Source organism: Rhodococcus sp. 14-1411-2a (assembly GCF_002259485.1).
GTDB lineage: Bacteria > Actinomycetota > Actinomycetes > Mycobacteriales > Mycobacteriaceae > Rhodococcoides.
Map to the genome: position 1 here is coordinate 251438 of NZ_NPGA01000007.1, position 24013 is coordinate 275450.

Consider the following 24013-nt stretch of genomic DNA (forward strand, 5'->3'; position numbering starts at 1 on the left):
TTGGGCTGTTAACTTGCGCGCCTCGCAATCATTTCGTTACCGTCTGCCGAGTCTTTCAGTAACGGCCAGGTCACGGATAACGGAGGTTGTAGGTCTTGCAGCAACACCGTGCGTCCTTCACATCGAGCAGATTCTCTCGACCCTCGGCCGAAGACGCGACCACGGTCTACAGCTACGAGCCCGCCGCCGCACCTGCCGACAACGGTGCATACGACGGGTATGCCTACCCCGCGTACCAGTACGCCGAGGCCGAGTACGTCGATACCGCCTACGTCGCAGCCGATGAGTCGCCGACCGTCGTCACCACGTTCGCCACCACCGCAGACGCCACCCCCGTGGCCCGTCGCGGCGGAGCGCACCGCATCCCCCTTCCCCCCACCGCACTCAAGGGCCGAGCTGCAGTACTCGCAGTGGCCGCAGGTGCGGTCGTCGCGGCCGGCCAGGCCGTCGTCAACGACGACGCACCCACCGCGGTCGCCACCTCCGAGTACGCACTCGCCGCAGGTGAAGCACCCGCTGCGGCAGCAGTCGCGGCCACCACCGCTCCGCAGACCACCGAGGTCGAAGCCGACTCGTCCAGCGCGACGCCGTCGGAGGCTCCGCAGATCCTCAGCATCGCTGCGCCGGTGGATCTGAGCCAGTTCAACGACCTGCTCGCCAAGGGCCAGCGCTTCAGCGAAGAGCGTGCCGCCCGCGAAGCCGCTGCGCGCAGGCCGCTGTTCGCACTGCCGGCGCAGGGCACCTACACCTCCAACTTCGGCACCCGCTGGGGCGTCCTCCACGCCGGCGTCGATGTTGCCAACGCCATCGGAACCCCGATCTACGCCGTCGCCGACGGCAAGGTGATCGACTCCGGTCCGGCCGCAGGCTTCGGCATGTGGGTTCGCGTGCAGCACGCCGACGGCACGATCACCGTCTACGGCCACATCGACACCTCGACCGTGACCGTCGGTCAGGACGTCATGGCAGGCGATCAGATCGCGACGATGGGCAACCGCGGCTTCTCCACCGGCCCGCACCTGCACTTCGAGGTCCACCTTCCGGGCGAGGTCAAGATCGACCCGCTTCCGTGGCTCGCTTCCCGAGGAATTTCCCTCGGCCCAGAGATGGACTGAGTACACCAGCTTTCGACTCGAAGCCGGACCCCGCTGTCGCAGGGTCCGGCTTTCGCGTTCTCGGCTCTGTTACAGCTTGGTCATCGGGACGCCGCCGATGAGCATCATCTTCACGCGACCAGCCGAACCGAAGTCGACCAACACCATCGCCTTGACTCCGGCACCGGTCGATTCCAGCACCGTACCCAGGCCGTACTTGTCGTGGCTGACTCGATCGCCCACAGCGAGAACGAGGTTCGAGTTACGCCCCTTGGCGGCACCGAAACTCGGCGTCGAACTCTGGCCGCGATTCGAGGAGCCGTAGCTGCCGGAGCCGTAGCTGTTCGAGCCGTAATTGTTCGAGCCGTATCCGCCACCCGATCCGTAGCTGCCGGATCTGCCCCCGCCGATGGCTCGGCCTCCCCCGGTGCCCGGATCCTCGCGTCGCCAGTCGATCAAGTGCTGCGGAACTTCCTGCAGGAAGCGCGATTCCGGATTCGCGATGGGCTGCCCCCATGCCGAGCGCATGATCGCGCGCGTGAGGTAGAGCCGCTGCCGCGCACGGGTGATCCCCACGTATGCCAGGCGTCGCTCCTCGGACAGTTCGTTGGGGTCACCGAGCGCCCGCATGTGCGGGAATTGGCCGTCCTCCCAACCCGTCACGAAGACGACCGGGAATTCCAGACCCTTCGCGGTGTGCAGCGTCATCAGGGTGACGACGCCGGTACCCGAATCGGGGATCTGATCGGTGTCGGCCACCAGAGAGACCCGCTCGAGGAACGCCGCGAGCGACCCCGGCTCGGCCAACCCGTCGACGCCACCGTCCGCGTCGGCGTTCTCGTCGTCCCCGGTTTCGAGAGCCTCTGCCGCCACTGCGGTCTGGTTACGCGCCTCCGAGGTGAATTCCCGTGCGACGCTGACGAGTTCATTGAGGTTGTCGAGGCGCGCGCCGTCCTGCGGATCACTGCTGGCTTCGAGCTCGGCGCGGTAGCCGGTGCGGTCGAGAACGGCTTCGACGACATCACCGATGTCGGCGATGTCGTTGCCGTCTCCGTCGGTGGCGGTGAGCACTGCACGTAGTTCGTCGAGCAACTCCATGAACTGCGCGATCAACTTCTGCTGCCGCGAGTTGAGCAACGCCACCTTGCCCGCAGCCGCGTCGTGCAATGCGCGTGAGAAGCTGATGTCTCGTTGCTCGGCGTGCACGGCGACACAGGCCTCGGCACGATCGCCGATCCCCCGGCGCGGAGTGTTGAGGATCCGTCGCATGCTGACGGTGTCGTCCTCGTTGGACAGCACCCGCAGGTACGCGACGAGGTCTCGTACCTCCTTGCGCTCGTAGAATCGGACTCCGCCGACGACCTTGTACGGCAGTCCGAGTCGGATGAAGATCTCTTCGAGCGCACGCGAGGAGTTGTTGGTTCGATAGAAGACGGCCACCTCGTCGAAGCGCACGTCTCCGCCGTCGACGAGCCGATCGATCTCGGAGGCCACGAACGACGCCTCGTCGTGCTCGTTGTCGGCGACGTAACCGACGATCAACTCGCCCTCGCCGGTGTCGGTCCACAGTTTCTTCTCACGCCGGCCGATGTTGCGCGAGATCACCGCGTTGGCGGCCGAGAGGATGTTCTGCGTCGATCGGTAGTTCTGCTCGAGCAGGATGGTGCGTGCGTCGGGATAGTCGCGCTCGAATTCCTCGATGTTGCGAATCGTGGCACCACGGAATGCGTAGATGGACTGATCCGCGTCGCCCACCACACACAGCTCGCCCGGCGCGACGGTGCCCTCGAGTGCACCGTCGGCGTCGGGGGTACCGACCAATTCGCGGACCAACATGTACTGGGCGTGGTTGGTGTCCTGGTACTCGTCGACCAGAACGTGCCGAAACCGGCGTCGATAGTACTGAGCCACCTGGGGGAACGCCTGCAGAATGCCCACCGTTTCGCCGATGAGGTCGTCGAAATCCATCGCGTTGGCCGCGCGCAGCCGCTGCTGATATATGCCGTAGACCTTGGCCACCAGCCGCGGGAGCTCGGCGGGATCGCCGTCGGCGTCCTCCGCTGCCTTGTCGGGGCCGATCAGCTCGTTCTTCAGGTTCGAGATGGCCGTCGAGAGCAGCCGCGCCGAGAACTTCTTGGTGTCGATCTGCAGATCCTTGGAGATCATCGTCAGCAGTCGCCGAGAGTCGTCGGCGTCGTAGATGGAGAAGTTCGAGTTCAGACCGGGCAGCAGCGCAGCCTGCGCGCGCAGGATCCGCACGCAACTCGAGTGGAAGGTCGACACCCACATGGCGTTCGCACGCGGTCCCACGAGTCCGGCGACTCGCTCGCGCATCTCGGCAGCGGCCTTGTTGGTGAACGTGATGGCCAGAACCTGGCCGGGTGACACTCCTCGCTCGGCCAGCAGATACGCGATACGACGCGTCAGCACCGCCGTCTTGCCCGACCCGGCTCCGGCCACGATGAGCAGCGGAGATCCGGTGTGCACGACGGCCTCACGCTGCTGGGGATTGAGACCTTCCAGCAGTGTGTCGGACGAGGTGTTCTGTCGGGATTGGAGGCCCTGGAGGAATGTGTTCATCGTGTGGTCAGGTTACCGGCGCGTACCGACAAACCCACATCGCGTGGTCGTCGGCCGAACCGACGACTTTTCAGGAGGGTTGACCCGTGGCACACTGGATCGGTGATCGAAAAAACCGTACGTCATCGCCTGCATCGGGTCGGCCACTGTTCGGCCACGCGTGCAGGAGCCTGTCGATAGACGCAACGCCCAGGTTCCGGACGGGACCGAACCGACCGGCGATGCAGTTCCGAATACGAAAGGCGTAACGGTGACGGACGACGCAGCGATCCAAGATGTGACCCGAGGAGAGACGATGGCCATGACGACGAAGATCGACTCAGAGACCGCAGTGCCCACGAGCGAAGCCGAGATCAACGACCTGCGCCAGGAAATCGATCGCCTCGATGCCGAGATCCTGACGGCCATCAAGCGTCGCTCCGAGGTATCGCAGATCATCGGACGCACCCGCATGGCCTCCGGCGGACCGCGCCTGGTGCACAGCCGTGAGATGAAGGTTCTCGAGCGTTTCAGCAGCCTGGGCCAGGAAGGCCACACGCTGGCCATGCTCCTGCTCCGCCTCGGTCGCGGTCGCCTCGGCCACTGATCCGCCCTCGGTTGGGCGCGCGGTGCGCACGCCCAACCGTCAGTAGCTCACTTCAGAGCGATGTACTTGGTCTCGAGATACTCCTCGATTCCCTCGGATCCGCCCTCGCGGCCGAATCCGGATTCTTTGACTCCACCGAACGGCGCTGCCGCGTCCGAGATCACTCCGCGGTTGACGCCCACCATGCCACTGTCGATAGCGTCGGCCACCCGTAGCGCCCGATCGAGACTCTCGGTGTAGATGTACGACGCCAGGCCGTACTCGGTGGCGTTGGCGGCGTCGATACCTTCCTGCTCGGTGTCGAAGCCCACGATCGGAGCCACCGGCCCGAACACCTCTTCCTTCAGAATCCGTGCATCGGCAGGCACTTCGGTGAGCACGGTCGCCGGGTAGAAGTAGCCGTCCCCGCCCGGCGCGGTGCCCCCGAGAGCCACCGTCGCGCCCTTGGCCACCGCGTCGTCGACGAGTTCCTGCACGGTCTCGAGCTGATCGGCATTGATCAGCGGTCCGAGCTTGGTATCGGGGTCGACGCCGGGTCCGAGCTTCATCTCGGCCATCTTTTCCACGAGTTTGGTGGTGAACTCCTCGCGCACGCTGTTGTGCACGTGCAACCGGTTCGCGGCGGTGCAGGCCTCGCCGCCGTTGCGCATCTTGGCGAGCATCGCTCCGTCCACCGCGTCGTCGATGTTCGCGTCGTCGAACACCACGAACGGGGCGTTGCCGCCCAATTCCATCGACGTGCGCAGCAACCGAGTCGCGGACTTCTGGACGAGAGACTTGCCGACGCCCGTCGAGCCGGTGAAGGTGAGCTTGCGCATCCGCGGATCCTCGATGAGGGGGCCGGTGACGTCACCGGACTTGGATGTCGTCAGCACCGACAGCACGCCTTCGGGCAAGCCGACCTCGTCGAAGATCTGCGCGAGCAGCAGCATCGTCAGCGGGGTCTCACGAGCTGGCTTGACGACGATGGTGCAGCCGGCGGCCAGAGCGGGCCCGATCTTTCTGGTACCCATCGCCAACGGGAAGTTCCACGGCGTGATCGCCAGGACGGGCCCCACCGGGGCCTTGGTGACGAGGATTCGACCGTTGCCCGCCGGGGCCGGGGTGTAGCGACCGCCGATGCGTACCGCTTCCTCGGCGAACCAGCGGAAGAACTCGGCACCGTATTTCACCTCGGCCTTGGACTCCGCGAGGGCCTTACCCATCTCCAGGGTCATCAGCAGCGCGATGTCGTCGGCGCGTTCGGTGACCTTCTCGAACGCCGCTCGGAGAATCTCACTGCGCTCGCGGGCGGGTGTTGCCGCCCAACCCTTCTGCGCCGCCGCGGCGGCGTCGAGCGCCTTCATCGCATCGGCGGGCGATGCGTCGGCCACCTCGGTCAGGGGCTTGCCGGTCGCCGGATCGTTCACCGGGAACGTCTTACCTCCCTCGGCGTCGACGGCCTTGCCGCCGATCCACAGTTTTGCCGGAATCGAATCGATCAATGCACGTTGGTCCATACCGTCCATGATGCCTCCGCAGCGCCCGATGCAAACGACAAACGACGCGCGCATGACTCGGCACCGGATTACTGTTGGTTCGTATGAGCGTCGATATCACCGGCACGGATGCCTGGCAGAAGCTGACCGATCACTACTCCACGATCGCCGATACTCATCTTCGGAACCTGTTCGCCGAGGACGCCGACCGAGCGCACACGTTCACGCTCGACGCCGCCGATCTGCATATCGACTACAGCAAGCACCGGATCACCCGCGAGACCATCGAACTGCTCGTCGAACTCGCGCGCACCGCCGACGTCGAGGGCAAGCGCGACGCCATGTTCGCCGGTGAGCACATCAACACCTCCGAGGACCGCGCCGTACTGCACACCGCGCTGCGCCTACCGGCCGACGCGTCGCTGACGGTCGACGGCCAGGACGTCGTCGCCGATGTGCACGAAGTCCTCACTGCGATGGGCGAATTCACCGACCGAGTGCGTTCGGGCGAATGGGTCGGTGCCACCGGCGAGAAGATCGCCACCGTCGTAAACATCGGCATCGGCGGTAGCGACCTGGGACCGGTCATGGTCTACAACGCGCTCCGTCATTACGCCGACGCGGGGATTTCCGCGAAGTTCGTTTCCAACGTCGACCCAGCCGATCTCGTCGGTGCACTCGACGGGCTCGACCCAGCGTCGACGCTGTTCATCATCGCGTCCAAGACGTTCTCCACCCTGGAGACACTGACGAACGCGACCGCGGCCAGGCGCTGGCTCGTCGACGCGCTCGGTGAAGACGCCGTCGCCAAGCACTTCGTCGCCGTCTCCACCAACGCCGAACGCGTCGCGGACTTCGGGATCGACACCGCCAACATGTTCGGCTTCTGGGACTGGGTCGGCGGACGCTACTCCGTCGATTCGGCAATCGGGTTGTCGGTCATGGCCGTTGTGGGCAAGGAAGCGTTCGGCGAGTTCCTCGACGGCTTCCATCGCATCGACGAGCATTTCCGGTTGACGCCGCTCGCCGAGAACGCGCCGGTACTGCTCGGCCTCGTCGGCCTGTGGTACAGCTCCTTCTTCGGTGCGGAAACCCGCGCGGTGCTGCCGTATGCGAATGACCTCTCCCGTTTTGCGGCATACCTGCAGCAGCTGACGATGGAGTCCAACGGCAAGTCCGTCAAGGCCGACGGCTCCCCCGTCACCACGCCGACCGGCGAGATCTTCTGGGGCGAACCGGGCACCAACGGCCAGCACGCTTTCTACCAATTGCTGCACCAGGGAACACGTTTGGTGCCTGCGGACTTCATCGGATTCGCCGAGCCCACCGACGATCTGCCGACCCGCGACGGCAGCGGATCGATGCACGATCTGCTGATGAGCAACTTCTTCGCCCAGACCAAGGTGCTCGCCTTCGGCAAGACCGCCGAGGAGATCGCTGCCGAGGACACTCCGGCAGATGTTGTGCCGCACAAGGTGATGCCCGGCAATCGGCCCACCACCTCCATCCTCGCCCCCAAGCTCACGCCGTCGGTGGTCGGTCAGTTGATCGCGCTGTACGAGCACCAGGTCTTCGTCGAAGGCGTCATCTGGGGCGTGGACTCCTACGATCAGTGGGGCGTCGAACTCGGTAAGACCCAGGCCCTCGAACTGACGCCTGTACTGACCGACGCCGAAGCGCCTGCTGCACAATCGGATTCATCCACCGATGCCCTGGTGCGCTGGTACCGAGCGCAGCGGGGTCGTTCCGCCTGAGTTGCGGCGGCGGATCAGCTCCCCAGTTTCGGATTTCAGACTCCGATCGGCGTCGGATATCCAAAACTGGGGAGCTTTTCCGTTGCTGATGGATCCGTTTCGGCACCCGGCGCGTCCAAGCAGTCATGGACTTACCCCAGACGGACCTGTTCACCCGAGCCGATGCGCTCGCATTCGGATTGACCGACGACGACCTGCGACGACTCCGCCGCACCGGGGAACTGTCGGTCCTGCGGCCGGGGTTCTACGTGTCGACAGCATCGATCGAGTCGGCGAGTCCCACCCAACGACATTCCTTACTCGCGCGGTCCTATCTGATGTCGGCTCCCCCGGACCACGTGCTCAGCCATGTCTCGGCCGCGATCGCCTGGGACTTCGACATCTGGCAGCTACCGCTGGACAAGGTGCACATGACACACGGTCTCGACTACGCCAGCAAGCGTCGGCCGCTACGAATCCTTCACGGCACCGCACTCGAGCCCTCCGAGCGGGCGACGATCAACGGCTATCCGGTCACCTCGGCAGCCCGCACCGTCGTCGACATCGCACGCACCACGACCGTCGAGCGGTCGGTGTGTGTAGGCGACAGCGCACTCAGGTCGGGTCACACCGACACCGACGCTCTGTCTGCTGCAGTGGAGACGGCGCGGTTCCGCACGGGTATCTCCGCCGCCCGGCGAGCGGTGTCGCTGATGACCGGGCGCAGTGAGAGTGTCGGCGAATCTCGAAGTCGGATGCTGTTCGAGACGCTCCCCCTGCCGACTCCGTTGCTCAATCAATGGGTGTACGACGGTGCGGGCCGCTTCGTCGGACGTGTCGACTTTCTGTTCTGGGAGTTCAAAGTGATCGGAGAGTTCGACGGCGAGTCGAAGTACGACTCCAAGCGGGTACTGCTCGACGAAAAGTATCGCGAGGACCGACTACGCCAGTTGGGCTGGGTGATCGTCCGGTGGAATTGGCGGGACCTCGACGATCCGCAAGCGCTACTTCGCCGCTTCGAGCAAGCCTTCGCCCGCGCAGCAGGCCTTCCCACACCGGCCGGGTGGTTCGGAGACCAGCGCCTTTCAACGGATCAGCTCCCCAGTTTCGGATAACCGACTCCGATCGGCGTCACAAATCCAAATGTGGGGAGCCGATCCCCCTCAGACTCGAGCCGAGAAGTCACACCCGCGCCAACACCGCCTCCGTATCGACGCCGACGGGCAGGGTGCCGAAAGCAATGCCCCAGTCACGGTCGAGTCGAGTGGCGCAGAAGGCATCGGCCACAGCGGAATCGCCGTGCATCACCAGCTGCGCGCCTTGGAAGGTCAGAGCCATCAGTTCGACGACTCGCCTGGCCCGGTATTCCATGTCGGAGGTGTCGGAGAGTTCCTTGCCGACGCGGGCGATGGCGTCGTCCAGGCGAGAATCCACGCCCGACGCCTGGCCGATCTCACCGAAGAAGGCCTCGACACTGTCGGGTTGACGGGCCAATGCGCGTAGGGAATCGAGTGCGGCGACGTTGCCGGAGCCTTCCCAGATGGACATCAGCGGTGATTCGCGGAACAGTCGAGGCATTCCCGATTCCTCGACATAGCCGTTGCCACCGAGACATTCGAGTGCTTCGGCGGCGTGTGCCGGCGCCCTCTTGCATACCCAGTACTTGGTGACGGCCAACGCGATTCGGCGCAGTGCACTTTCCTGCTCATCGCCGCGGGCCGAGCCGTCGGTGGCCTGCGCCAGGCGGATCATGGCAGCGGTGGCGGCCTCGGATTCGACGGTCAAGTCTGCCAGTACGTTTCGCATCAAAGGCTGGTCGACAAGGGCAGCCCCGAACGCAGCTCGATGACGCGCGTGATGGACTGCGCGCACTGTGGCGTTGCGGATTCCGGCAGCCGACCCGATGACGCAGTCCAACCGGGTCATGTTGACCATCTCGATGATGGTGCGCACGCCGCGCCCCTCTTCGCCGACGAGCCAGCCGGTCGCCCCGTGATACTCGAGCTCACCGGATGCGTTCGACTTGTTACCGAGCTTGTCCTTCAAGCGCTGCAGCATCATTCGGTTGCGGGTACCGTCGGGCAGCACGCGCGGCAGCATGAAACACGACAGCCCGCCGGGAGCCTGCGCCAGAGTGAGGAACATGTCCGACATCGGCGCGGACGTGAACCACTTGTGGCCGGTGATCGAGTACGTTTCGTCCGACGACGGAGTGGCCGTGGTGGTGTTGGCGCGGACATCGGATCCGCCCTGTTTCTCGGTCATCGACATTCCGGCGATCAGTCCGCGCTTCTCGGACGGAACACGCAGCCCGAAGTCGTATTCTCGCGAGGCCAGCAGCGGCTCGTACTGCGCGGCCAGAGAAGGATTGTGCCGCAACGCCGGAACGACGGCATAGGTCATCGAGATGGGGCACATGTGCCCGGCCTCCGCCTGCCCCCAGACGTAGAACTTCGCGGCGCGGGCAACGTGAGCACCGACGCGATCGTCGGCCCACGGACTGGCGTGCAGCCCGTGCTCGACGGCAACGGTCATCAGATCGTGCCAGTGCGGGTGGAATTCGACTTCGTCGATCCGATTGCCGTATCGATCGTGAGTCTTCAGCACCGGCGGGTTCTCGTTGGCGATCCGGCCCCAGTCCTGTGCCGCCACTCCACCGGCGAGGACTCCCAGTTGCCGAATCTCGTCGAGCGCCCAGCCGCCACCGGTACGCGCGACGCCGTCGAGCAACGACGGGTCCGCGGACGTGTCGAACGGACTCAGGTCGACTGCCTGGTTGAATACCTCATGCGTGTCCATCTCGAACTCCTAACGTGCGCAACGACAATGCGACCAGACCCGGTATCACGTCCACCGAGTTCTGCGATGACAACGGACCTACCAGCACTTCGCCGACGGCACCGACCAGCCCTGCTGCCGAGATGCGGACGTCCTGCTCGGGGATCTCGCCCGCAGCGATGCCGGCCACGATGGCGTCGGCGAAGGCATCGGTGAATTTCTGCCGGAACACCAACCGCTCGGCGTCGACGGCCTGGTCCACCGGTTCGGCCAACAACGCGTACGCCATCGTTCGGTTCTTCAAGGCCCGCCCGGCGAAGGTCTGCACCACTGCCGTGACCCGCTCGGCGGTGCTGCCGTGCCCGGAAACGGCCACCACTGCAGCGACCTCGCGGCTGCAGACCTCGCGAAAGATAGCGACGACCAGATCCGACTTGCCCTCGAAGTGCGTGTAGACGCTGCCTGCGGACACACCTGCTGCCGCGGCGACCGACGCGATCGACAGACCTGCGTAGCCCTGTGTGGAGAGCACCTCGATGGCAGCGTCGAACAGCTTTTCACGACCGGCGTCGAGTCTGGCCTGCACCGCGGGCGTCCGTCGATAGGGCATGCAAGGATTGAAGCACTGATTCACTGCTTCACGCAAGAGAACTCGAGTAGGGTTCACAGACATGTCGGTACGGATCGAACGATCAGGCCCCGTCACCACAATCGTCCTGTCGCGCCCTGAGGTGCGTAACGCGGTCGACGGCCCGACCGCCCAGGAGCTGACCCAGGCGTTCGAGGAGTTCGACGCCGACGAGTCCGCCTCGGTGGCCGTGCTGTGGGGCGCAGGCGGCACGTTCTGCTCGGGAGCCGATCTCGAGGCACTCGGGACATCACGCTCCAACCACGCCACCGAACACGGCGACGGCCCGATGGGTCCGACGCGAATGCGGTTGTCCAAGCCCGTCATCGCGGCTGTCTCCGGGTACGCCGTCGCGGGCGGACTCGAACTCGCACTGTGGTGCGACCTTCGCATCGCCGAGGACGACGCGACGTTCGGCGTGTTCTGCCGACGCTGGGGTGTTCCCTTGATCGACGGCGGCACAGTGCGTTTGCCGCGCATCGTCGGAACCGGCCGGGCGATGGACATGGTCCTCACCGGTCGTGCAGTCGATGCGCAGGAAGCTCTGAACATCGGACTGATCACCCGAGTCGTTCCGGTGGGGCGAGCGCGTTCGGAGGCGGAGGCCTTGGCTGCCGAACTCGCCCTGCTACCCCAGACCTGCATGCGCGAGGATCGCCTGTCCGTCCTCGAACAGGACGGCCTCGACGAGGAGGCAGCGCTGAAGAACGAGTTTCGGCACGGAGCCATCTCGATCACCGCCGACGCACTCACCGGCGCGAGCAAGTTCGTCTCGGGCGCGGGACGTCACGGCACCCCGAGTCCGTGAAGTCCACGCGTCTGTCGGTGATCGACGAGATATTTCTCCGGACCCACCGCGGCTACGGAATTCCCATTGCACTGCAGGGTATCTGGCGCACGACCGAGACGGTGAGCAGGGAAGAACTCGACAGGATCCACGACGAACTGGCCGTCGGGCAGCTCGGTCGTCGAGTCGGCAAGCCCCGCATCCCCGGGGCGCGACTTCGATGGGACATCTCATCCGAATCGCTTCCCCTCGAGTACGGCACCGACGCGGTCGACGACATCATCGGCTGGGCCGACGCGCAGGCAGACGTTCGACTCGATCCGCAGTACGGGCCCGGCTGGCGGTTGACGGCCGCGCCCGTTGCACACGGCGGAACCGTGCTGTCCCTGGTGTGTTCGCACGCGCTGGCCGATGCCCGTGAGCTCATCGACGCTGCGGCACAGGCATTCTCAGGATCGGCACCGGTGCATGTGCTGCGCCCGGGCTCGGACGTGAAGGATGCGCTCGCGATGATCGTCACCGTTCTCCTACGCTCCATCGCGGCGACGGCAAGATTGTGGGTCAGCAAGAAAGCCAGAGCCGAATTGCGAGCGTTCACCACCGCCGACAGCGGCGGTATCGCACCGCACCACGCGAAAAGAATGACGTCGGTGATCGTGGATGTCGATGCTGCGGAGTGGGATTCGGCTGCCCGACGCGTCGGCGGATCGGCCAATTCGCTGTTCGTCTCCGTCATTGCCGCCACGATGAACGAACTCGGCTCTCCCGCAGTGACCGTCGACATTCCTTTCCGCACCGGGTCCGGTGATGCCAATGCGATCGGCATGGCCACCGTCGCCGTGCGCGGAGACGACTCACCCGCGGCCATCCGGGCAGCGTGCAAGGCAGCGTTCGGCAAGCCCGTCGGAGCTCCGGCAGGCTATCCACCCGAGATCGTCCAGCTGCTCCCCCACCGTGTCGCCGCGAAGCTGACGTCGACCCCGGGGCGCGGAGAAGTGTTGTGCTCCAACATCGGCGACATTCCCGACGGCATCGCCGCGCTCGGCTCCCATCGATCGTGCGGACTCGCGACCCGGGCGATCCATCCGAACCCGTCGGGCGCACTGTCGACGATCCGAATGTCCACCTATCTCTCCCGACTGAACGGCAACTACACGCTCTCGCTGGTGTGCACCGATGACGCCCTCGCTGGATCGCCGGCCGAGCTCACCGCGGCCGTGCACCGAGCCCTGGCGACGCGGAACCTGGCCGCCAAACCCTGGTAGGTCTAGCGTTGTCGCCATGAACGAGCACGATATCCACACCAAGATCCAGCAGCTCATCGCCACCGAGCACAAGCTCCGCACCGAAGCCCAATCCGGGGACGTCGACCCGGACACCGAGAAGGCCCAACTGGCCTCCCTCGAGCACGCCCTGGACCAGTGCTGGGACCTGCTCCGTCAGCGTAGGGCGCGTATCGATGCAGGCAAGAACCCAGACGCGGCAACCGCCAACAGCGTCGACCGGGTCGAGGGATACCTGCAGTAGCCCGGCCCGGAACCTAGACCATTCGATCCGTCAGCACATTCGGCAGGAACCGCAGCGCCGCGTCGATGCCCCGCCACTTGAGTCCCGGTAGCGCGGCGCGGCGGGTTTCGCTCTCGATCGCGTCGACCATCGCCGATACTCCCTCGTCCAGAGTGGCTGTGAGAGCGGCACTGTCACCCGCGTTGGCCGACATGTCGGTGGCGATGAAGCCGGGCAGCAATGTGGTGACGGCGATGGCGGTTCGCGACAGTTCCGTCGCCAACGATTCACCCAGCGAGGCCACTGCGGCTTTGCTCGCCGAGTAGGTCGCCTTGGCCCCCGGCAGTCCCCGATCGGCGCTGACGGACGAGACGAACACCAGGTGCCCGTGTTTCTGTGCTCGGAAGATCGACAGGGCCGCCTCGGCCTGCGACAGCGCCCCGATGAAGTTCGTGTGGGCGGTCTGCAGGTTGGCCTCGGCTCGCCCGGTCCCGATCTTCGCACCCTTGCCGAGCCCGGCATTGACGATCACTCGATCGAGTCCACCCAATTCGTCTCGTAATTTTCCGAACACCTCACCGACCGCATCGTGATCGGTGACGTCGAGCGCCCGGACCGCCACGGTGATGTTCGGGTTGTGGTGCATCAACTCGGCGCGAAGGTCGTCCAACCGCTCGACCCGACGCGCACAGAGCGCCAGATCCCGGCCCATGCCTGCGAACCGTCGCGCCATTTCCTCACCCAGCCCCGAGCTCGCTCCGGTGATCAGAATCTTGTTCCGAGTGGTCGCCATAAGCGGCGAGCCTATGTCACTGTGGAGCAATGGCCTCAGAAAGCTCGGAATTCGATGTCATCGTCATCGGCGGTGGACCGGTCGGCGAGAATGCCGCCCAGTACGCCATCGCAGGCAGCGACCGCACCGCCGTGATCGTCGAGCACGAACTTCTCGGTGGTGAGTGCTCCTATTGGGCATGCATGCCGAGCAAGGCACTGCTGCGCCCCAGCGAGGTTCTCGACACCGCGCGAAATATGCCGGGCGTCAAGGAACTGGTGGGCGATCAACCCCTCGACGCCGACGCCGTCCTGGCCCGACGCGAATCCTTCACCCACGGTCTCGACGACTCCTCGCAGGTGGCGTGGGCCGAGTCGGCGGGCATCTCGGTGATCCGTGGCCACGGTCGCATCACCGGGGAGAGAACCGTCGAGGTCGACGGCCGCACGCTCTCTGCCCGGCACGCAGTCGTCCTCGCCACCGGAACCACCGCATCCGTACCGAACACACCGGGCCTGCGCGATGCCCTGCCGTGGATCTCCCGTGATGCCACCAACATTCACGAGACGCCCGGTCACATCGCGGTGATCGGCGGTGGCGTCGTCGCCACGGAGGCGGCCACCTGGTTGCTCTCGCTCGGAGCGAAGGTCACGATGATCGTGCGCGGATCGTCGCTGCTGGCCGGTTCCGAGCCGTTTGCAGGCGAACTCGTCGCCGAGGCTCTGAAGGGGCGAGGCGCGGAGATCATGCTCGACGCCTCCCTCGAGTCGGTGTCACGAGAGAACCCGGTCGACACCGGAATCGGCCGAATCCACGGGGGCACTATCCGTCTCGTCGTCGACGGCAGCGAGATCGTCGCCGATGAAGTGCTCGTTGCTGCGGGACGTACTCCGGCGAGCTCCGACCTCGGATTGTCGAGCCTCGGACTCGAGGACGGGCGCTACATCGACGTGGACGACCATCTGACCGTTCCCGGCCACGACTGGCTCTACGCGGTGGGCGATGTCAACGGCCGAGCTCCGTTGACGCACATGGGCAAGTATCAGGGCCGAGTGGCCGGGGACGTCATTGCCGCCAAGGCCGACGGCAAGCCGCTGAACAGCAAGCGATTCCGCGCATCAGCGGATCACGGCCAGATCCCCCAGGTGGTGTTCACGCCGGTCGAGGTGGCATCCGTCGGACCGACAGAGGCCAAGGCCCGAGAGGAAGGCATCGACGTCGAGATCGTGGCCCAGGACATCGCCGTCGCGGGTTCGTCTCTGCAGCAAGACGATTACTCGGGGCGAGCGCAGCTGGTGATCGACCGCGCCACCGACACGATCGTGGGCGCGACCTTCGTCGGACCGGGTGTGGCGGAGCTGGTGCATGCCGCCACTGTGGCTGTGGTCGGCAAGGTGTCGCTCGACGACCTGTGGCATGCGGTGCCGTCGTACCCGACGGTCAGCGAGATCTGGCTGCGGCTGCTCGAATCTCGTCGCTGAGTACGCGCTCGGCCACACTTGCCTCACGGATCGCGTGGCCGAGTAGATTGGACGGGTGACCACCGAGAGCGCGTCGAAGCAGCAACCGCTTCTGGTGCTGGGCAAGATCACCGAGATTCTCGACGCCTTCTCGTTCGACCGTCCGTCCATGACCCTCGGTGAGATCCAACAGACCACCGGCCTGCCGACCTCGACGGTGCAGCGCCTCGTGACCAATCTTGTGCAGCAGGGATTTCTGGATCGGAGCGGCGACCGCATTCGCATCGGGGTGCGCATGGCCTACTGGGCCGCGACGGCCACCAAGGACCTCGACGTGCTGTCGATCGTCAACCCCGTGCTCAAGGACATGCGAGACCTGACGACCGAGACCGCATGCTTCTTTCGGCCCGAACAGAACTACCGCGTGTGCGTCGCAATCGCCGAGACACGGCATGCCCTGCGCCGAGACATGTACGTCGGCAAGGTCATCCCGCTCAGCGCGGGATCGGCCAGCCGCGTCCTGTTGGCCTGGGACGACGAGCTCGCCGAGCGCGTCCTGTCTCGCGAACTCGAATCGATGACCGAGCAGACGGTGACCGAGGCCGAGACGATGCGAACGCTGTTGGCGCAGACCAGAGCCGACGGGTACGCGATCACCACCGGCGAGCGCGAAACCGGTGCCTCGGGATTGTCTGCGCCGGTGTTCGATTCGGCCGCGGACATCGTCGGTGCCGTCACGATCAGCGGTCCGACGCTGCGGATGCCGCAGTCGCAGTGCGAGGACTGGGTGGACCTGCTGATCTCCCATGCCGAGCAGATCACGAGAACCCTGGGCGGTCGCTACCCCGCGTGAGACCAGGCGTCGGGATTCACCGGATGCGGCGGCATCGAACCGCCGAACATGGCCGCTGCATTGGTTGCGCACAGCCGCGCCATCTCCGAACGCACCGACACGGTCGCGCTCCCCACATGCGGAAGCAACACCGTGTTGGGCAGCTCCGCCAAGCCTGGTTCGAGAGCCGGCTCACGCTCGTAGACGTCCAATCCCGCTGCGGCAACTGTGCCCTCGCGAAGTGCGGTCACCAGAGCTGCCTCGTCGATCACCGGTCCGCGCGCGGTGTTGATCACGATCGCCGACGGCTTCATCGCCCCGAGTACGGCGGCGTCCACCAGATGGTGCGTGGAATCCGACAGCGGAACATGGAGTGACAGGAAGTCGCTGGTCGTGACGATCTCGTCCCACGACGCATGCTCGACGCGACCGGCGAACTCACCGAGCTCGTTCTCGGAGACCTCGCGATCCCCGGGCGGGCGGGGGCAGAACTTGACCGTCATTCCGAAACCCAGTGCCCGACGCGCAGTGGCGCGGGCGATCCGGCCGAAGCCGGCCAGTCCCAGCACCCGGCCCGAGACATCGCTGCCGAGAAGCAGTTCGGGCTCCCAGCCGGTGAACGCGCCGGATCGGACGAACGCATCGGCCTCGACGGCGCGGCGGGCCGTCGACAGGATCAGCAACATCGCGATGTCCGCGGTCGAATCGGTCAAGACCCCGGGGGTGTTGGCGACCGTGATGCCCCGCTGGGTTGCCGCCGCGATATCGATGTTGTCGAATCCGACTGCATAGTTGGATATTCCGACCAGAGACGCCGACTCCAGCAACTCCGCGTCGAACCGATCACGCAATTGAGAGACGACCACGGAGTACTCACCCGAGGCGCAGGCCTCGACCAACTGCTGGTGATCGACTTCCCGCAGGTCCACTTCTCCTGCGGCGCGCAGGATGTCCATGCCCGGCGCGGGGATCTCGGTGGTGACGAGGATTCGACTCATGCGACCCACTCGAAGGCGGCAGGAGTGGAGCCTGCGGAACGACCGGTTCTGGATGAACCCTTGGAACGTGCACCTTGAACGGTTTTCGAGCGCATGGGCTCGTTCAATTCGGTGAGCAGTTCCTCCGACAGAGTTGCCATGGCCGCCAGGGTTTTCGGCTCGAACCAGTCCGGTCGCGTCGCGAACAGGATGTCCTCCGACGAGGTGTTGCCGCTGGCCCCCGGCGCGAAGGGACAGCCGCCGAGCCCGCCGAGCGAGCCGTCGACCATCGTGGCTCCGGCCGAGATCGCGGCGAGTGTGTTCGCGACGCCCAGGCCCCAGGTGTCGTGTCCGTGGAAGACCACTCTGCGATCGGGAGTTTCGGCGCGCACACGCTCGATCAGCGACTGCACCTGCACCGGTACCGCCTGCCCCAGGGTGTCGCAGATGACGATATCGGTTGCGCCGGTGGCACGTTGGTCGTTGGCGATCTCGATGACGCGATCCGGCGACACCTGTCCCTCGAACGGGCAGGTGAAGGAGGTCGCGATGCACAGCTCGATCTCACCGTCCACTGATCGAGTGATGTCCACGGCATCTGGCATCGCGGCCAGGGACACCTCGGTGGTCCGACCGATGTTGGCCTGATTGTGCGAGTCCGACGCGGAGAAGCAGTACTGAAAGTTGCGAGCCCCAGCGGCCGCGGCCTTCTCGACATGCCGCGGAGTGGCAACCCACACCCAGCATCGGGCGAGTTCGGCGGCGGTGAGCTCACCGATGACCTCGAGAGTGTTGGCCATCGGGGGCACCTTGTCGCCCCGCGCCATCGACCCGATCTCGAGCGACGGTACGCCGAGTTCGATGAGGGTCCTGATGATCTCGAGCTTGCGATCGGTGGGGAGCATCTTGCCGGTCAGCTGCAGACCGTCGCGCATCGTGACGTCGCGCAGCTCTGCGGCGGGAGCGAAGCGATACATTTACAGGCCCATCTCTTCGTCGGTGCGGCCGAGCAGGGTCGAGAGTACTTCCCTGGTGTGTTCGCCCAGATCCGGTCCGACGGAACGAATCGGCAGGGACGCGTCGCCGATCACCGGGACGACGCCGACGAATCCGACGTCGGTGGGCTTGTCGCCTCCGGTGTCGACCGAGAAGTGCTGAATCATGTTGCGGGCGGCGTACTGCTCGTCGGCGACGATGTCCGCGGCGGTGTAGATCGGGCCCGACGGCACTCCGGCGTCGTCGAGAATCTTCAAAGCCTGCTCGCGCGAATGCAAGCCGGTCCAGGCCGAGATGGCGGCATCCAGCTCGTCGCGTCGACGCCACCGACCGGCGTTGGAAGCCAGGTCCGGATCGGCTCCGAGGTCGGGGCGATCGATGGTCTCCATGTAGCGCTGGAAGATCGCGTCACCGTTGCCGGCGATGATGATCGAGTGACCGTCGTTGCACGGGTACGCGTTCGACGGGGCGATGCCCTCCATGCGGCCGCCCGTGCGCTCACGTTCGACACCGTAGGCGAGGTAATCCGGAATCAGCGATTCCATCATCGACAGGATCGATTCGTTCAGCGCCACATCGATGGAACGCTGCGCCAACGTCAGCGGCGACTGCTCGTCGGGTGCCTGCGCCGCGCGCTGTGTCTGCCGCTGGAACAGTGCCATGACGCAACCGAACGCGGCGTACAGTCCGGCGATCGAGTCGCCGATCGAGACTCCCACCCGGACCGGTGGCCGGTCCGGATCACCCACGAGATTGCGAAAACCGCCGTATGCCTCTGCGACAGCGGCGAATCCGGGTCGCTGCGACATCGGGCCGGTCTGACCGAAAGCCGAGATGCGCGTGATGATCAATTCAGGGTTGGCGGCAGAGAGCACCTCCGGCGAGATACCCCATTTCTCCAGAGTGCCGGGCCGGAAGTTCTCGAGCACGATGTCGCACTTGGCAGCGAGGTCGACGACGTCCTTGCGTCCCTGTTCGGTACGCAGGTCCAGCACGATCGACTTCTTGTTTCGATTGATCGTGCGATACAGCATCGATGTGGTGCCCGAGTACAGCCGCCAGTTACGCAGTTCGTCTCCGGTTCCCGGCCGTTCTACCTTGATCACCTCGGCACCGAAATCGGCAAGCATGCGCGCCGCGGTAGGGGCGGCGATGTAGTTGCCGAGCTCGAGAACTCGAACTCCGCTGAGCGGCAATGCCATCGTGTTCCTTTCGATACTCACAAAATCAGGGCTCACAGGATCCAGCTCATCGGGACGATCAACGCGATGGCGATGACCGATGCCACCGAGACGCCCACCGAGCACGTCTTGAGTGTGCCCCTGGTCGACTGTCCCATCAAGGACTGCAGCAGCCAGAATGTGTTGCTGGTGACGTGCACGGCGAACAGCGATCCGGCACCGGCGGCGAGCGCGATGAACACCGGATCGAGCCCGATCAACGGAGCGACCGGTGCCAGAATGCCCGCGGACGTGATGGCCGAGATCGTCACCGAGCCCACGGCGATGTGCAACGCGGCAGCGATGACCCACACCATCAACAGCGGAGCCGCGGTGCTGGCGGTGAAGTACTGGCCGAGGATGTCGCCGAGACCCGCCTCGTTGATGACGGCCGCGAGCGAACCACCGACACCGGTGAGGATGAGAATCTGGCCGCTCTCGGCGAAACCACGGGCGAGAGCTTTCTCCACTCGTGCCTGTCCGACGTGATAGCGGCCGATGAGGCAGGTGCCCACCAAGCCGATGAGCAGCGCGATGACCGGGCTGGCGATGAATTCGACCACCGGAACCGATATTTCGGCGACTTCGAGTACCGCTCCGACTGCGATGAGAACGAGCGCGAGCAGCAGCGGCGAGAGCAACACCAGCAGCGACGTCTGCTTCTCGGTGCGCACCTTCTGCGCCACGCCACCTCCGGTTTCGAGGGGCTCGTCCTCGGAATCGGCGGGCTCTGGAACCACAGGCTGCTCGACTACGGTGATCTGCTGCTCGTCCTTCTCCTCGTTCCACCAACCGTGTCGGAAGACGAACGACATGATGGCCACCGACAGCACGACGACGGGAACGATCAGGATCAACCCGTAGATCATCATCTTGCCCAGGGGCACTCCGAGCAGTCCGGCCAGCGCGAGCGTCGCGACACCGGGGACCATGAACACGATGCCGCATTCGAGCGAGATAGCCAGTGCGGTGGCCATTCTCGCCGTACCGTACTTGCCGATCTTGGGGGCGAGGTTTCGAGCGAGCGGAGCGGAGATCACCAGGAGCACGTCGAGGAAGATGGACTGCAGCACGGTCGCGATGGTCAGCGACAACGCGTACGGGAGTCGTTTGGGCCCGAACGTTTTGAGCAAGGTGCCGACGAGTCGCTGGATGGCGCTCATCTCCTGCAGCACCGAACCCATCAGGACTCCGAAGGCGATGAGCAGCCCCACCTCGGCCATGATCTCGCCGAACCCGCCCGTGATGGTGTCGACGGTGGTCGACACTCCGAGCTTGGTCGCCAGACCCAGATACGCGGCCCCGAGAACCAGCGAGATCACCGGATTGAAGTGAAAACGAACGATGAAGACCACCACCGCCAGCACGGCGACGACGGTGTTGATCACGATCCACATGTCGGACATCGGCAGTTCTTCCCACCAGACAGAGTGACCGTCGCCATTGAAGGCGGACCGGTGTGATGCGTCGCACCATTGCTCACATTATGGGCACAGATTTACTTCGTGAGCAAGAGTGGACCCGACTCGACGTCAGATGGGCTGTGCGCGCCGAACCGACAGCGCGGCTCGGGAGGCATCGAGCTCGACCGGCGAGCGCACCGCCACCTCGCCGACCCGCAAGATCCCGTCGGACAACGGTTCCACGCGAAGCCCGCCGCGACCGATCAACGCTTTACGGGCACCGTCGACGACCATCCGGTCCATCCACGCGCACGGGTGAGCCGGTCGTCCACCGCGAAAGCGGATCCACCCGTCACCGGAATCGAGTTCGAATTCCCGACCTCGCAACGGGTCGAGCTCGAGCCCACGCACGACGACGTTTCGCCTGGCCACGGCCGGGTCGGGGACCTCGACGCCGAGCACATCCCCCACTGCCTCCCAGGCCTCGACGGCCAGAAAGCTCACCGCCGCTTCGGTGTGCGCCCGCACGCCGAAGAACCGATCGCCCCGAATGCCCTTGTGGGCCACGATCTCGACACTCTCCGGCAGGTCGGTCGGTACGTCGGCCGGGCCGTCCTTGGATCTGCCGAAATAGGCGTGTGTGGGCGCTCGCAGCAGCTGCACGATCTCGGCGCGGTACTCGAAGTACATGCCCTCGAGTCTGCCGTGTGCCCGTCCCCCGCTGTTCTTACCCGCGGGTAAGGAGAGATCAGTACACTCGCGACATGGCTGTGACGACCCGCGTGACCACATCGGACGGCATCATCGAGGGAAAGCCGGTGGGTGATCTGATCACCTGGCGAGGCATTCCCTACGCCGCCCCGCCCGTCGGACCGCTTCGTTTCAGAGCGCCCCAACCGACCGAACCCTGGTCGGGTGTGCGCGACGCCACCGAGTGGGGCAATGCCTCCGTTCAGCACAAGCGCGGAACGATGCTCGCAGTGGGCAAGTACCAACCGTCGAGCGAGGATTGCCTGACGCTCAACGTGTTGGCCCCGAGCACACCGAGCGCGAGCCCGCGGCCGGTCATGGTGTTCATCCACGGTGGTGCCTACACGCTCGGCACATCGGCGACCCCGCTGTACGGCGGCGGCTCTCTGGTACGCCGCTCGCTGAAGGACGGCGACGGCATCATCTACGTGTCTGTCAACTACCGACTCGGCGCACTGGGTTACCTCGACATGTCCCAGTTCTCCACTCCCGAGCGGCCGTTCGACTCCAACCTGGGCTTGCGGGATCAGGTTGCGGCGCTGGAATGGGTGCAGCGCAACATCGCGAACTTCGGCGGCGATCCGAACAACGTCACCATCTTCGGCGAGTCCGCGGGCGGCAATGCGGTCACCACTCTCATGACCGTTCCCGCCGCGAAAGGCCTGTTCGCGCAGGCCATATCCGAAAGTTCCGCCCCGGGAATGACGGCCACCAAGGAGCGCGCCGACCAGTGGGCGCGCGAGTACGTCGGCTACCTCGGCGGCACGGTCGAGACCGCCACCGAGACCCTCGACAACGCCGAGGTGCTCCGGCTCGGTCGGGCGGGCACCAAACTCGGCCTCACCACCCTGCACCGCACCCCGGGGCTGCTCCCGTTCGGCCCGGTGATCGACGGCGACTTCCTCCCGGTCAGCCCGGTCGAGGCCTACGCGAACGGAACGGCGCACCGCGTCCCGCTGATCATCGGCACCAATGCCCGTGAGGGAACACTGTTTCCGAAGTTCCTCGACGCATTGCCCACCAATCCCGAGCGGATCACCAAGCTGTTCTCCCTCACCGATCCCGACGCCGAGGCCGTGGTCACTTCAGGCTACCGGGGCTACCCCAACGAGCGGGCAGCCATCGACTTCGGCGGCGACTTCACCTTCTGGAAGCCCTCTCTCGAAGTGGCCGAAGGACATTCGCGTCATGCACCCACGTACTTCTACCGGTTCGACTTCGCCCCGCGGTCGATGAAGCTGCTCGGCTTCGACGCCACCCACGGCTTCGAGTTGTTCGCCGTGTTCGGCATCAGCGAGACACTGTTCGGCAAGGCGCTGACGCTGGCAGGCGGGCGGAAGGCCTTCGCCGAGGTCACCGAGCAGGTCCAGTCGAACTGGATTGCGTTCGCCACCAACGGAAAACCCCTCGAATCGTGGCCGGCGTACAACGAGGCCGACCGCAAGACGTTGATCTTCGACACCCGCACCCGCGTACAGAAGGACCCACGGAGCGACCGTCGCAAGGCGTGGGAAGGCTACCGGGGCTACGACAGCCAGAAGCTCGAGCCCGTCACTTGAGCAGTCGCGACATGCGACGGTCGGCGAGAATCTTGCCGGCCGTCTGACACGTCGCGCAGTACTGAAAAGAGCGATCGACGTAGGCGACTTCGCGGACCGGGTCGCCGCACACCGGGCACGGAAGTCCGGTTCTGGCGTGCACGCGCATCCCCGATCTCTTCTCCCCCTTCAGACGCGCCGCATCCTGCCCGGCCGAGCGGGCCACCGCGTCGGACAGCACCGAGCGCATCGCCGCGTACAGCGCCCCGACGGCCTCGGGATCGAGCTTGCTCGACGATGCGAACGGCGAGAGCTTCGCCACGTGCAGTATCTCGTCCGAGTAGGCATTGCCGATGCCGGCCAACAGCGATTGATCCACCAACGAGGTCTTCAGCCGCGCGGTGGTGCTGCTGAGGATCTCGGCGAATTCGAGCTCGGTGACCGTCATCGCGTCGGGTCCGAGCCGGGCGATACTCGCCACCTGTTGCGGATCGCGTACCACCCATACCGCCAGCCGCTTCTTGGTCCCCGCTTCGGTCAGATCGATCGCGGGCGTCGCTCCCTCGGGGGTGAAGAAGTGGATCCGCAGCGCGAGGGGCCCTTTGCCCGGCTTCGGCGGCGCGGCGCTGGGGTTGTCCACCCACCGCAGCCATCCTCCACGCGAGAGATGGGTGATCAGCCAGAGGTCACCGGCTCGAAGTGCCAGGTGCTTTCCGAAGCGGGCGGCATCGGTGACGTCCTTGCCCTGCAGCTCGGTGATCGGCGGATCGAATGTCTTGAGAACGCTGAGCGCAGCGATGTCGATTCGGCCGATCACGGCTCCGACGGCATGCTCGCGCAGAAAGCCGGCAAGGGCTTCCACCTCGGGTAATTCCGGCATGCGTCCAGTATGCAG

The 24013-nt window shown here is 65.4% G+C and carries 21 protein-coding genes; 10 read left to right on the forward strand and 11 right to left on the reverse strand.

What is annotated here, in order from left to right:
• Window positions 1-95: 95 nt before the first annotated feature.
• Entirely contained in the window at window positions 96-1115 is a 1020-nt protein-coding gene (locus CH291_RS03175) for a M23 family metallopeptidase (RefSeq protein ID WP_094686702.1), read from the forward strand.
• Window positions 1116-1184: 69 nt separating this feature from the next.
• On the opposite strand, the gene CH291_RS03180 is transcribed toward CH291_RS03175, so the two are convergent.
• Window positions 1185-3674 (reverse strand): UvrD-helicase domain-containing protein, encoded by a 2490-nt coding sequence (locus CH291_RS03180; protein WP_094686703.1) that lies wholly within the window; start codon window positions 3672-3674, stop codon window positions 1185-1187.
• Between the two features lie 295 nt (window positions 3675-3969).
• On the opposite strand from CH291_RS03180, the gene CH291_RS03185 reads away from it, so the two are divergent.
• Entirely contained in the window at window positions 3970-4260 is a 291-nt protein-coding gene (locus CH291_RS03185) for a chorismate mutase (protein WP_068050144.1), read from the forward strand.
• 47 nt (window positions 4261-4307) lie between these two features.
• On the opposite strand, the gene CH291_RS03190 is transcribed toward CH291_RS03185, so the two are convergent.
• Window positions 4308-5759, reverse strand: a complete 1452-nt coding sequence (locus tag CH291_RS03190) for an NAD-dependent succinate-semialdehyde dehydrogenase (RefSeq protein ID WP_094686773.1) — start codon at window positions 5757-5759, stop codon at window positions 4308-4310.
• An 83-nt stretch (window positions 5760-5842) separates the two neighbouring features.
• Between CH291_RS03190 and pgi the strand changes: the two genes are divergently transcribed.
• Together pgi and CH291_RS03200 are read left to right on the forward strand one after the other, a co-directional pair.
• Window positions 5843-7492: a glucose-6-phosphate isomerase gene (pgi, locus tag CH291_RS03195; protein ID WP_094686704.1), complete on the forward strand. Its 1650-nt coding sequence runs from the start codon at window positions 5843-5845 to the stop codon at window positions 7490-7492.
• Window positions 7493-7617: 125 nt separating this feature from the next.
• Window positions 7618-8586 carry a type IV toxin-antitoxin system AbiEi family antitoxin domain-containing protein gene (locus CH291_RS03200; protein WP_094686705.1) on the forward strand — a complete coding sequence of 323 codons (969 nt, stop codon included), beginning with the start codon at window positions 7618-7620 and terminating at the stop codon, window positions 8584-8586.
• Between the two features lie 67 nt (window positions 8587-8653).
• On the opposite strand, the gene CH291_RS03205 is transcribed toward CH291_RS03200, so the two are convergent.
• Window positions 8654-10270, reverse strand: a complete 1617-nt coding sequence (locus tag CH291_RS03205) for an acyl-CoA dehydrogenase family protein (RefSeq protein WP_094686706.1) — start codon at window positions 10268-10270, stop codon at window positions 8654-8656.
• Window positions 10257-10859 carry a TetR/AcrR family transcriptional regulator gene (locus CH291_RS03210; protein ID WP_094668576.1) on the reverse strand — a complete coding sequence of 201 codons (603 nt, stop codon included), beginning with the start codon at window positions 10857-10859 and terminating at the stop codon, window positions 10257-10259. Before CH291_RS03210 ends, CH291_RS03205 begins: the two co-directional genes overlap by 14 nt.
• 61 nt (window positions 10860-10920) lie before the next feature.
• Here CH291_RS03210 and CH291_RS03215 point away from each other — a divergent pair, with 61 nt between their 5' ends.
• The 3 genes from CH291_RS03215 to CH291_RS03225 are packed head-to-tail and all read left to right on the forward strand — an operon-like array spanning window position 10921 to window position 13191.
• Window positions 10921-11685, forward strand: a complete 765-nt coding sequence (locus CH291_RS03215) for a crotonase/enoyl-CoA hydratase family protein (RefSeq protein WP_094686707.1) — start codon at window positions 10921-10923, stop codon at window positions 11683-11685.
• Complete coding sequence (locus CH291_RS03220; protein ID WP_094686708.1) at window positions 11682-12929, forward strand: hypothetical protein; 1248 nt, start codon at window positions 11682-11684, stop codon at window positions 12927-12929. Before CH291_RS03215 ends, CH291_RS03220 begins: the two co-directional genes overlap by 4 nt.
• Before the next feature lie 16 nt (window positions 12930-12945).
• Entirely contained in the window at window positions 12946-13191 is a 246-nt protein-coding gene (locus CH291_RS03225) for a DUF2630 family protein (protein WP_068050123.1), read from the forward strand.
• Window positions 13192-13204: 13 nt separating this feature from the next.
• Here CH291_RS03225 and CH291_RS03230 read toward each other — a convergent pair whose 3' ends face one another.
• The gene (locus tag CH291_RS03230) at window positions 13205-13963 is read right to left on the reverse strand and encodes an SDR family oxidoreductase (RefSeq protein ID WP_094639520.1); all 759 of its coding nucleotides are present in this window, start codon (window positions 13961-13963) and stop codon (window positions 13205-13207) included.
• A gap of 29 nt (window positions 13964-13992) precedes the next feature.
• Here CH291_RS03230 and CH291_RS03235 point away from each other — a divergent pair, with 29 nt between their 5' ends.
• Both CH291_RS03235 and CH291_RS03240 read left to right on the forward strand, forming a co-directional pair.
• Entirely contained in the window at window positions 13993-15423 is a 1431-nt protein-coding gene (locus CH291_RS03235) for a dihydrolipoyl dehydrogenase family protein (RefSeq protein ID WP_094686709.1), read from the forward strand.
• A gap of 55 nt (window positions 15424-15478) precedes the next feature.
• Window positions 15479-16255 carry an IclR family transcriptional regulator gene (locus CH291_RS03240; RefSeq protein WP_094686710.1) on the forward strand — a complete coding sequence of 259 codons (777 nt, stop codon included), beginning with the start codon at window positions 15479-15481 and terminating at the stop codon, window positions 16253-16255.
• Here the strand turns inward: CH291_RS03240 and CH291_RS03245 are convergent.
• The 5 genes from CH291_RS03245 to CH291_RS03265 all read right to left on the reverse strand — a co-directional run bounded on the left by CH291_RS03245 (window position 16243) and on the right by CH291_RS03265 (window position 21520).
• Window positions 16243-17232: a 2-hydroxyacid dehydrogenase gene (locus tag CH291_RS03245; RefSeq protein ID WP_094686711.1), complete on the reverse strand. Its 990-nt coding sequence runs from the start codon at window positions 17230-17232 to the stop codon at window positions 16243-16245. The two genes, CH291_RS03240 and CH291_RS03245, sit on opposite strands and share 13 nt — an antisense overlap.
• On the reverse strand, window positions 17229-18188 hold the full coding sequence (locus CH291_RS03250; protein ID WP_094686712.1) for a hydroxymethylglutaryl-CoA lyase: 960 nt from the start codon (window positions 18186-18188) through the stop codon (window positions 17229-17231). Before CH291_RS03250 ends, CH291_RS03245 begins: the two co-directional genes overlap by 4 nt.
• A complete protein-coding gene (locus CH291_RS03255) occupies window positions 18189-19409 on the reverse strand; it encodes a CaiB/BaiF CoA transferase family protein (RefSeq protein WP_068050101.1) in 1221 nt (406 codons plus the stop codon).
• Between the two features lie 32 nt (window positions 19410-19441).
• Window positions 19442-20833: a GntP family permease gene (locus CH291_RS03260; RefSeq protein WP_068050099.1), complete on the reverse strand. Its 1392-nt coding sequence runs from the start codon at window positions 20831-20833 to the stop codon at window positions 19442-19444.
• A gap of 126 nt (window positions 20834-20959) precedes the next feature.
• A complete protein-coding gene (locus tag CH291_RS03265) occupies window positions 20960-21520 on the reverse strand; it encodes a molybdenum cofactor biosysynthesis protein (protein ID WP_068050097.1) in 561 nt (186 codons plus the stop codon).
• A gap of 74 nt (window positions 21521-21594) precedes the next feature.
• On the opposite strand from CH291_RS03265, the gene CH291_RS03270 reads away from it, so the two are divergent.
• Window positions 21595-23139: a carboxylesterase/lipase family protein gene (locus CH291_RS03270; RefSeq protein WP_068050095.1), complete on the forward strand. Its 1545-nt coding sequence runs from the start codon at window positions 21595-21597 to the stop codon at window positions 23137-23139.
• Here the strand turns inward: CH291_RS03270 and CH291_RS03275 are convergent.
• The gene (locus CH291_RS03275) at window positions 23132-23998 is read right to left on the reverse strand and encodes a DNA-formamidopyrimidine glycosylase family protein (protein ID WP_068050092.1); all 867 of its coding nucleotides are present in this window, start codon (window positions 23996-23998) and stop codon (window positions 23132-23134) included. The genes CH291_RS03270 and CH291_RS03275 overlap by 8 nt on opposite strands.
• Window positions 23999-24013 lie beyond the last annotated feature (15 nt).